Here is a 9,326-nt window from a genome sequence, read left to right as displayed (position 1 = left end):
ATCGAGGGCATCACCAACGACCGGGTGTCGTCGGCGTCGCTGCCGTCACGCGAGAAATCGCTGGTCATCGCACTGGCGATGGGAGAACGAAAGCTGCCGGGCATTCTGGCGGCCGCGAACCGGCGGCTGATCAACGGCCTCATCACCGATGAACGGACCGCCGCCGCGCTGCTCGCCAGCATCTGACCGGAAGCACAACTGATTTGCGATAAAACCAACCGCGCTAGCTGTGCCGCCCGAAATGGTCGTTGCCATCGAGAAAACCGAGATCGCGCTGCAGATGCGGCGACAGGTCCCTGATGTCGAGATGTGCCCGTTTTTTGGCTGCGAACCAGCCGAATCCATCCGTCAGCCACGAAAACCAGCGATGATCGGGTGCGGAAGTGCATTTTTGCTGCGCCATGGTCATGATCGTCAACCTTCGCTATCCTGAACCCGAATGACGGGTTGACTGGAAATGTCGGTCTTGACGGCGGCCTTTGCCAATCGAACGTCGATAAGGACCCATAAGGAGGCTTTATGCCGGACCTCAGCTCTCGGCAGGTTTCACAGCTTCCGCCGCTGCAGGCGATCCGGGTGTTCGAAGCGGTGGCGCGGCATCTTTCCTTCACCAAGGCGGCCGAGGAACTTGCCATGACGCAAGCGGCGGTCAGCTATCAGATCAAGGTGCTGGAGGAACGGGTCGGCGCGCCGCTGTTCCTGCGCCGGCCGCGCCAGATCGCACTCACCGAGGCTGGACAGCGCCTTGCGCCAGCGGTCAGCGAGGCCTTCGCCATTCTCGGCCAGGCCTATGCGGCGGCGCGTGGCGGCGCCGACGGATTGCTGTGCGTCACGACGGTGCTGACCTTTGCCTCGAACTGGCTGGCGCACCATCTGGGCTCATTCCAGATCGCTCATCCCTCCCTTGCCGTGCGGCTCGAAACATCGAGCCGGCTGACGGATTTCGCCCGCGAGGATGTCGACCTCGCCATCCGGTCGGGCGGCGGCAAATGGCCGGGGCTGGAAGCCTACAAGCTGCTCGATGCCGATTTCACGCCGATGCTGAGCCCGAAGCTCGCGGCAAGCATCGGCGGCGTCAGGGAACCGGCGGACCTGTTGCGGCTGCCGATCCTCGATCCCGGCGACATCTGGTGGACGCAATGGTTCGAGGCTGCCGGCGTGCACTCGCACGATCTCGCCAAACGGCCCGGCAGCAGCATGGGCGCGCAGGCCTATGAGGCCAACGCGGCGATCGCCGGTCATGGCGTCGCGATCCTGACCAGGGCGCTGTTCAAGGCGGAACTTGCCGGTGGGCGCCTGATCCAGCCTTTCGATCTGGTTGGCGACGACGGCCATGCCTTTTGGCTGGTCTACCCCGAAGCGCGCCGCAACGTGCCGAAGATCCGTGCCTTCCGCGACTGGCTGCTGGCCGAGATCGCCTGCTGACCGGCAAGCTTGCGGGCTGCACCTGGTCTCGCAGATCCATCCGCTGTTGCCGCACTGTATCCGGCCGGGACGCTCTTCGTCCTGGCAATTTCCGCTCGTCCCGGCCTGCGGTGTCGCCCGGGTGCTGCGCTGCAGCATCGAATCCGACTTGACATAATTCACGCCAAGTGAGTAATTGCCCAAAGCCAAGGCAAATGCTCATCTTGGTTCAAGGGAGGAATTTGATGAAACTTCGCACGCTCACCCTGGGCTTGTTGTCGGCCAGCACGCTTGCGTTCGCCGCACACGCCGAATCCATCACCATCGCCACCGTCAACAATGGCGATATGGTCCGCATGCAAAAGCTGACCGAGGACTTCACCAAGGCGAACCCCGACATCCAGCTCAACTGGGTTACGCTCGAAGAGAATGTGCTGCGCGAGCGCGTCACCACCGACATCGCCACCAAGGGCGGCCAGTACGACGTGATGACCATCGGCACCTATGAGGTTCCGATCTGGGCCAAGCAGAGCTGGCTTTTGCCGCTCGACAAGCTCGGCGACGACTACGACGCCAAGGACATCATCCCGGCCATTGCTGGCGGCCTTTCGGTCGACGGCAAGCTTTATGCCGCGCCCTTCTACGGCGAAAGCTCCTTCGTCATGTACCGCAAGGACCTGATGGACAAGGCCGGGCTGAAGATGCCCGACGCGCCGACCTGGGACTTCATCAAGCAGGCCGCCGACAAGATGACCGACCGCGCCAATGGCGTGAACGGCGTGTGCCTGCGCGGCAAGGCCGGCTGGGGCGAGAACATGGCTTTCCTGACCGCCATGTCGAACTCCTTCGGCGCCCGCTGGTTCGACGAGAACTGGAAGCCGCAGTTCGATCAGCCGGAATGGAAGAACACGTTGCAGTTCTATGTCGACCTGATGAAGGCCGACGGCCCCGAGGGGGCTTCCTCCAACGGCTTCAACGAAAACCTGGCGCTGTTCCAGCAGGGCAAATGCGGCATGTGGATCGACGCCACGGTCGCCGCGTCCTTCGTTTCGGACCCGAAGAACTCGACCGTCGCCGATAAGGTCGGCTATGCGCTGGCGCCCGACAATGGCCTGGGCAAGCGCGGCAACTGGCTGTGGGCCTGGTCGCTGGCCATCCCCGCCGGCACGCAGAAAGCGGATGCCGCCGAGAAGTTCGTCTCCTGGGCGACCAGCAAGCACTATGCGGAGCTCGTCGCTTCGAAGGAAGGCTGGGCCAACGTTCCTCCGGGCACGCGCTCCTCGCTCTACGCCAATGCCGAGTACCAGAAGGCCGCTCCGTTCGCCAAGATGACGCTGGACTCCATCAACGCCGCCGATCCGACGCATCCGACGGTCAAGCCGGTGCCCTATGTCGGCGTCCAGTTCGTCGCCATCCCTGAGTTCCAGGGCCTTGGCACCACGGTCGGCCAGCTCTTCTCGGCGGCGCTTGCCGGCCAGTCGAGCGTCGACGACGCGCTGAAGCAGGCCCAGGACGCTGCCACCGCGGCAATGACCGAGGGCGGATACATCAAGTAAGGCTCCTCCCGGTGCCGACTGCCGGTCGCCTCCTTGACCGGCAACGGCCGCCCGAGTTCCCAGTTCGGGCGGCCGCCTTTAACGCCTTTGAAAATTCCGTCTGACCAGTGAAGGGTGACCGTCATGGCTACTCAGCAGACCCGTTCGCTTGCCCGTTTCATGATGGCGCCATCCGTGGTGCTGCTGTTCGTCTGGATGATCGTGCCGCTGGTCATCACCATCTGGTTCTCCTTCCAGCAGTACAACCCGCTCAATCCGATCCGCGACGGCTTCGTCGGCTTCTCGAATTACGCGCTGTTCTATTCCAACCCGGCCTTCCTGCAGTCGATCCTCAACACGCTCACCTTGGTGGTCAGCGTGCTCCTGATCACGGTGATCGGCGGTATCCTTCTGGCGCTGCTGATCGACCAGCCGATGTGGGGCCAGGGCATCGTGCGCATCCTCGTCATCTCGCCGTTCTTCGTCATGCCGCCGGTGGCCGCATTGGTCTGGAAGAACATGATCATGCACCCGCCATACGGGGTGTTCGCCGACATAGCCCGCTTCTTCGGGGCCCAGCCGATCGACTGGTTCGGGCAACATCCGATGCTGGCGATCATCATCATCGTCGCCTGGCAGTGGCTGCCCTTCGCGACGCTCATTCTTCTGACCGCGCTGCAGTCGCTCGACGGCGAGCAGAAGGAAGCCGCCGAGATGGACGGCGCCGGGTTCATCAGCCGCTTCATCTATCTGACGCTGCCGCACATGTCGCGCGCCATCACGGTCGTCATCCTGATCCAGACGATCTTCCTTCTCTCGGTCTATGCCGAGATCCTCGTCACCACCAATGGCGGCCCGGGATACGCCTCCACCAACCTGCCCTTCCTCGTCTACCAGAAGGCGTTGCTGGAGTTCAAAATCGGCCAGGCATCCGCCGGCGGTGTGATCGCCGTCATTCTCGCCAATATCGTTGCCTTCTTCGCCATGCGCGCCGTCGGCAAGAACCTGGACAAGTAAGGGAGGCTACGATGGCACGCTCAGTCACCACCCGGCACAAGACGATCGCGACGGTTGCCGCCTGGATCGTCGCCCTGCTGATCTTCTTCCCGATCCTCTACACGATCATCACCTCGTTCAAGTCGGAGCAGGAAGCCATCCAGGGCTTCAGCATCATCCCGTCGGGAACGTTCGAGAGCTATACCGAGGTCCAGGCACAGAGCGGCTACTTCAAGTTCTTCTTCAACTCGGTGCTGCTCTCGGTCGGCTCGACCATCCTGGCCCTGCTGGTCGCCATACCGGCGGCATGGTCGATGGCCTTCTCGCCGACCAAGCGGACCAAGGACATCTTGATGTGGATGCTGTCCACCAAGATGATGCCGGCGGTCGCGGTGCTGTTCCCGATCTACCTGATCTTCCGCGACACAGGCCTGCTCGGCAGCCGCATCGGCCTCATGATCATGCTGATGCTGATCAACCTGCCGATCGTGGTGTGGATGCTCTACACCTATTTCCGCGAAATCCCTGGCGAGATCCTGGAAGCGGCGCGCATGGACGGCGCATCGCTGTGGAACGAGATCGTCTATGTGCTGACGCCGATGGCGGTGCCGGGCATCGCCTCGACAATGCTGCTCAACATCATCCTGGCCTGGAACGAGGCGTTCTGGACGATCCGGCTGACGACGACGGAAGCCGCACCCCTGACCGCCTTCATCAGCTCGTTCTCAAGCCCGCAAGGCCTGTTCTGGGCGAAGCTTTCGGCCGCCTCGACGCTGGCCATCGCGCCGATCCTGATCATGGGCTGGTTCAGCCAGAAGCAGCTGGTGCGCGGCCTGACATTTGGTGCGGTGAAATAACGGAATTGCCCGAAGCAATCGGCAGAAATAACCCCTCGGGGAGGAAACCATGGGAAACATCACGCTCAAGAACGTCTCGAAATCCTTCGGAGCGACGTCCATCATCCCCGGTCTCGACCTGGTGATCGAGAATGGCGAGTTCGTCGTCTTTGTCGGCCCGTCGGGTTGCGGCAAGTCAACGCTGCTGCGCCTGATCGCCGGGCTCGAGGACACCAGCGGCGGCTCCATCAACATCGACGGCCGCGACGTCACCGGCGAGGCACCGGCCAAGCGCAAGCTCGCCATGGTGTTCCAGTCTTACGCGCTCTATCCGCACATGACGGTGGCCAAGAACATCGGCTTCCCGCTGAAGATGGCCGGTGAGGACAAGGCGACCATCGACAAGAAGGTGGGAGACGCGGCGCGCGTGCTCAACCTGACCAACTATCTCGAACGCCGGCCCGGCCAGCTTTCAGGCGGCCAGCGCCAGCGCGTCGCGATCGGCCGCGCCATCGTGCGTCAGCCGACCGCCTTCCTGTTCGACGAACCGCTGTCCAATCTCGATGCGGCACTGCGCGGCACCATGCGGCTGGAGATCAGCGAGCTGCACCATCAGCTCAAAACCACCATGATCTACGTTACCCACGATCAGGTTGAAGCGATGACCATGGCCGACAAGATCGTCGTGCTGAACGCCGGCAACATCGAGCAGGTCGGCTCGCCGATGGAGCTCTACAAGACGCCGAAGAACCTGTTCGTCGCCAGCTTTATCGGCTCGCCGAAGATGAACCTGATCGAGGGCGCGCCGGCTGCCAAAAACGGCGCCAAGACCATCGGCATCCGTCCCGAACACCTGGAGATCTCGACCAGGGCGGGCGAATGGAAGGCAGTCGTCGGCGTCGCCGAGCATCTCGGCTCCGACACCTTCCTGCACGTCCAGGCCGACGGCGTCGGTCCGCTGACCGTGCGCGCCGACGGCGAACTCGGCGTCCATCACGGCGACACCATTTACCTGACACCAGACAAGGCCAAGCTGCATCGCTTTGGCGCCGACGGAAAGGCAATCTGAACATGCGACTGGCCGGCAAATCCGCGCTGATCACGGGTTCGGCCCGCGGCATCGGCAGAGCCTTCGCCGAAGCCTATGCCGGCGAAGGCGCAACCGTCGCCATCGGCGACATCAATCTCGAGGCGGCGCAGAAGACCGCCGCCGAGATTGGCGGCAAGGCCTATGCGGTCAAGCTCGACGTCACCGACCTCGCCTCGATCGAGGCGGCGGTGAAAGCCGTCGAGACGAAGACCGGTGGCCTCGATATCCTGATCAACAACGCCGCCCTGTTCGACCTGGCGCCGATCGTCGAAATCACCAGGGCAAGCTACGACAAGTTGTTTTCCGTCAATGTCGCCGGCACGCTGTTCATGCTGCAGGCAGCCGCCCGCTCGATGATCGCGCGAGGCAAGGGCGGCAGGATCATCAACATGGCGAGCCAGGCCGGACGGCGCGGCGAGGCGCTGGTCGGCGTCTATTGCGCCACCAAGGCCGCCGTCATCTCGCTGACCCAGTCGGCGGGGCTCGACCTGATCAAGCACCGCATCAACGTCAACGCGATTGCCCCTGGCGTCGTCGACGGCGAGCACTGGGATCACGTCGATTCGCTGTTCGCCAAATATGAGAACCGGCCGAGGGGCGAGAAGAAGAAACTGGTCGGCGAGGCGGTGCCGTATGGCCGCATGGGCACGGCACAGGACCTCACCGGCATGGCTGTGTTTCTCGCCAGCAGCGACGCCGAATACATCGTCGCCCAGACCTACAATGTCGATGGCGGCCAGTGGATGAGTTGAGGGCGGGGGACGGCCTCTGCTCCTCGTCCCTCCGCGGGGAGCAGAGGCCGACTTCAGCGGGCGCGTAGCAAGTGCCACCCCTTATCCGCTCCCCGACGGGGAGAGGAGCGTAACGAAGGCCGAAACCCGGCCAAAGGGTAAAACAGATGACCGTGAAACTCTCGTCCTCTAACCTCTCCAAGCTGCCCGCCAACGTCGCAGGTCCGAAGTATGACCGCGCGACGCTGAAGGCCGGCATCGTGCATTTCGGCGTCGGCAATTTCCACCGCTCGCATCAGGCCGTCTATCTCGACGATCTGTTCAATGCGGGCATCGGCCATGACTGGGCGCTGATCGGTGCCGGCGTGTTCGACGGCGAAAAGATCGGTCGCGGCAAACTGGAAGAGCAGGACTGGCTCACCACGGTGGTCGAGCAGGATAGCGGCCATATGAGCGCACGCGTCACCGGCGCGATGATCGACTTCCTGATGCCCGGCGATGCGGCCGGTGTGATCGAACGGCTTGCCGACCCGGCGATCAAGATCGTTTCGCTGACCATCACCGAAGGTGGCTATTTCATCGACCCGGCCTCCGTCGTGTTCAACCCGACCCATCCCGACATCGTCGCCGACGCGCAGGCCGGCGCCACGCCGAAGACGGTGTTCGGCATCATCCTTGCCGGGCTGATGCGCCGCCGCGATGAAGGCACCGTGCCGTTCACCGTGATGTCGTGCGACAACATTCCCCACAATGGCCATGTCACCTCGGATGGCGTCATCGGCCTGGCCCGTTTGATCGACGAGGATCTGGCGAACTGGGTCAGCGAGCATGTCGCCTTTCCGAACGGCATGGTCGATCGCATCACGCCGGCCACCACCGACCGCGAGCGCGGCATCCTGGCCAAGGATTTCGGCCTCGAGGACAACTGGCCGGTGTTCTGCGAGCCGTTCCGGCAGTGGGTGCTGGAGGACCATTTCACCGATGGCCGGCCGCCGCTGGAAAAGGTCGGCGTGCAGTTCGTCAAAGACGTTGCGCCTTATGAACTGATGAAAATCCGCATCCTCAATGGCGGCCATGCAGCGATCGCCTATCCGGCCGGCCTGATGGACATCCATTTCGTGCATGAGGCGATGCAGGAGCCGCTGGTGAGCGGTTTTCTGGCCAAGCTCGAACGGGACGAAATCATCCCGACGGTGCCGCCGGTGCCGGACACGGTTCTGGAAGACTATTACCAGCTCATCGAGAGCCGCTTCTCCAACCCGAAGATCGGCGACACGGTGCGCCGGCTCTGCCTCGACGGCTCCAACCGCCAGCCGAAGTTCATCATCCCGACCATCGCCGACCGGCTGAAGGCTGGGAAAAGCGTCGCCGGCCTGGCCCTGGAATCGGCATTGTGGTGCCGCTACTGCTTCGGCACGACGGACAGCGGCGCCGTCATCGAGCCCAACGACCCGAGTTGGGACCGGCTGCAGGCGACGGCAAAGGCAGCAAAGGACGCTCCCGCCGCCTGGCTCGCCATGGAGGACATCTATGGCGATGTCGGCCGCGCAACGGCGTTTGTCGAGGCCTTTGCCCATGCGCTCAACGTGCTGTGGGCGAATGGCGCGCGCGCCACGCTGACGCGCTACCTCGCCGGCAAGCTCTGAGAGCCATTCTCGGCCATGACGCCTGAACTGGTCATTTTCGACTGCGATGGCGTGCTGGTCGACAGCGAGGCGCTCTCCGTCTCGGCGCTGCTCGGCATGGTCAGGCTTGCCGGCGGCAGCGTCAGTGAGGATGCCGCCTACGAGCATTTCCTCGGCAAGAGCATGAAAAGCGTGCGCGAGATCCTCGGCCGCGACTTCGGGCTCGATATCACCGACCTGCACCTGACCGAGATGCGCGTCGAATTGATGCGCAAATTCCGCGAGGAGCTGAAGCCGATCGCCGGTGTCAAGAAGATGCTGCCGAAGCTTGGGCTGCCGTTCTGTGTCGCGTCCTCGGGCACGCTCGACCGCATCCGCTACGCGCTCGACGTCACCGGATTGCTTGGGCTGATGGAACCGCACCTGTTCAGTGCCACCATGGTGGCCAAGGGAAAGCCCGCGCCGGACCTGTTCCTGCATGCCGCCGCCAGCATGCGGGCCCATCCACGCAAATGCCTCGTCATCGAGGACAGCCCGGCCGGCATCATTGCCGCGCGGGCGGCGGGGATGCGCGTGTTTGCCTTCACCGGCGGCTCGCATGCCGGCAACCCGACCTTGAAAGCGCGGCTTGCGTCGAGTGAACCGGACTTTATATTCGCTGACATGCTGCAATTGCCCGATCTGATTGCAGGCCTGGGAGCGAGAGACAGAGCATCTTGACGAAACAGTTCGTTTGCGCGGTCGATGTCGGCACCGGGAGCGCTCGCGCGGGCATTCTCGACACCAACGGCACCTTGCTCGGCCGCGCCGAGCGGCCGATCGCCATGAACCAGCCGAAGCCCGATCACGCCGAACATGATTCGCGCGATATCTGGTCGGCCGTCTGCGCCGCCGTGCGCGCTGCCCGCGAAAAGGCCGGCATAGCTGCCGAGGAGGTCGTCGGCATCTCCTTCGATGCCACCTGTTCGCTGGTGGTGCGCGACCGGCAAGGCGGCCAGCTCAGCGTCTCGACCACGGGCGACAAGCGCTGGGACACCAAGGTCTGGCTCGACCACCGCGCCATCGCGGAGGCCGACGAATGCACGGCAAGCGGCCACGCCGTGCTGAAT

General features: G+C 63.5%; 11 protein-coding genes. 10 read left to right on the top strand and 1 reads right to left on the bottom strand.

What is annotated here, in order from left to right:
- On the top strand, nucleotides 1-186 hold a 186-nt coding region (locus EOA22_RS05375), incomplete at its 5' end, for a sugar-binding domain-containing protein (RefSeq protein WP_281040752.1).
- A gap of 37 nt (nucleotides 187-223) precedes the next feature.
- On the opposite strand, the gene EOA22_RS05370 is transcribed toward EOA22_RS05375, so the two are convergent.
- A complete protein-coding gene (locus tag EOA22_RS05370; protein WP_063170431.1) occupies nucleotides 224-409 on the bottom strand; it encodes a hypothetical protein in 186 nt (61 codons plus the stop codon).
- Between the two features lie 110 nt (nucleotides 410-519).
- Between EOA22_RS05370 and gcvA the strand changes: the two genes are divergently transcribed.
- The 9 genes from gcvA to EOA22_RS38650 all read left to right on the top strand — a co-directional run.
- A complete protein-coding gene (gene gcvA / locus EOA22_RS05365; protein ID WP_013528412.1) occupies nucleotides 520-1,425 on the top strand; it encodes a transcriptional regulator GcvA in 906 nt (301 codons plus the stop codon).
- Between the two features lie 224 nt (nucleotides 1,426-1,649).
- Nucleotides 1,650-2,960: a sugar ABC transporter substrate-binding protein gene (locus EOA22_RS05360; protein ID WP_013528413.1), complete on the top strand. Its 1,311-nt coding sequence runs from the start codon at nucleotides 1,650-1,652 to the stop codon at nucleotides 2,958-2,960.
- A gap of 123 nt (nucleotides 2,961-3,083) precedes the next feature.
- The gene (locus EOA22_RS05355; protein ID WP_063169753.1) at nucleotides 3,084-3,956 is read left to right on the top strand and encodes a sugar ABC transporter permease; all 873 of its coding nucleotides are present in this window, start codon (nucleotides 3,084-3,086) and stop codon (nucleotides 3,954-3,956) included.
- Between the two features lie 11 nt (nucleotides 3,957-3,967).
- Complete coding sequence (locus tag EOA22_RS05350; protein WP_063169752.1) at nucleotides 3,968-4,792, top strand: carbohydrate ABC transporter permease; 825 nt, start codon at nucleotides 3,968-3,970, stop codon at nucleotides 4,790-4,792.
- Between the two features lie 49 nt (nucleotides 4,793-4,841).
- Nucleotides 4,842-5,840: an ABC transporter ATP-binding protein gene (locus tag EOA22_RS05345; protein ID WP_063169751.1), complete on the top strand. Its 999-nt coding sequence runs from the start codon at nucleotides 4,842-4,844 to the stop codon at nucleotides 5,838-5,840.
- Between the two features lie 2 nt (nucleotides 5,841-5,842).
- Nucleotides 5,843-6,613, top strand: coding sequence for an L-iditol 2-dehydrogenase (locus tag EOA22_RS05340; RefSeq protein ID WP_063169750.1), 771 nt, complete (start codon nucleotides 5,843-5,845; stop codon nucleotides 6,611-6,613).
- A 146-nt stretch (nucleotides 6,614-6,759) separates the two neighbouring features.
- The gene (locus EOA22_RS05335; RefSeq protein WP_063169749.1) at nucleotides 6,760-8,238 is read left to right on the top strand and encodes a mannitol dehydrogenase family protein; all 1,479 of its coding nucleotides are present in this window, start codon (nucleotides 6,760-6,762) and stop codon (nucleotides 8,236-8,238) included.
- Nucleotides 8,239-8,253: 15 nt separating this feature from the next.
- Nucleotides 8,254-8,937 (top strand): HAD family hydrolase, encoded by a 684-nt coding sequence (locus EOA22_RS05330; protein ID WP_024502046.1) that lies wholly within the window; start codon nucleotides 8,254-8,256, stop codon nucleotides 8,935-8,937.
- Nucleotides 8,934-9,326: FGGY family carbohydrate kinase (locus EOA22_RS38650; protein ID WP_245478598.1), on the top strand; the 393-nt coding region annotated here is incomplete at its 3' end. The genes EOA22_RS05330 and EOA22_RS38650, both read left to right, overlap by 4 nt.

The sequence above is a fragment of the Mesorhizobium sp. M7A.F.Ca.US.014.04.1.1 genome, assembly GCF_003998745.1.
Lineage (GTDB): Bacteria > Pseudomonadota > Alphaproteobacteria > Rhizobiales > Rhizobiaceae > Mesorhizobium > Mesorhizobium ciceri.
This window is presented reverse-complemented; position numbering and strand designations above follow the sequence as displayed.

Excerpts from the sequence above, each read along its gene's own strand:
- EOA22_RS05370 (WP_063170431.1), bottom strand. The coding sequence starts at position 409 with ATGACCATGGCGCAGCAAAAATGCACTTCCGCACCCGATCATCGCTGG.
- gcvA (WP_013528412.1), top strand. The coding sequence starts at position 520 with ATGCCGGACCTCAGCTCTCGGCAGGTTTCACAGCTTCCGCCGCTGCAG.
- EOA22_RS05360 (WP_013528413.1), top strand. The coding sequence starts at position 1,650 with ATGAAACTTCGCACGCTCACCCTGGGCTTGTTGTCGGCCAGCACGCTT.
- EOA22_RS05355 (WP_063169753.1), top strand. The coding sequence starts at position 3,084 with ATGGCTACTCAGCAGACCCGTTCGCTTGCCCGTTTCATGATGGCGCCA.
- EOA22_RS05350 (WP_063169752.1), top strand. The coding sequence starts at position 3,968 with ATGGCACGCTCAGTCACCACCCGGCACAAGACGATCGCGACGGTTGCC.
- EOA22_RS05345 (WP_063169751.1), top strand. The coding sequence starts at position 4,842 with ATGGGAAACATCACGCTCAAGAACGTCTCGAAATCCTTCGGAGCGACG.
- EOA22_RS05340 (WP_063169750.1), top strand. The coding sequence starts at position 5,843 with ATGCGACTGGCCGGCAAATCCGCGCTGATCACGGGTTCGGCCCGCGGC.
- EOA22_RS05335 (WP_063169749.1), top strand. The coding sequence starts at position 6,760 with ATGACCGTGAAACTCTCGTCCTCTAACCTCTCCAAGCTGCCCGCCAAC.
- EOA22_RS05330 (WP_024502046.1), top strand. The coding sequence starts at position 8,254 with ATGACGCCTGAACTGGTCATTTTCGACTGCGATGGCGTGCTGGTCGAC.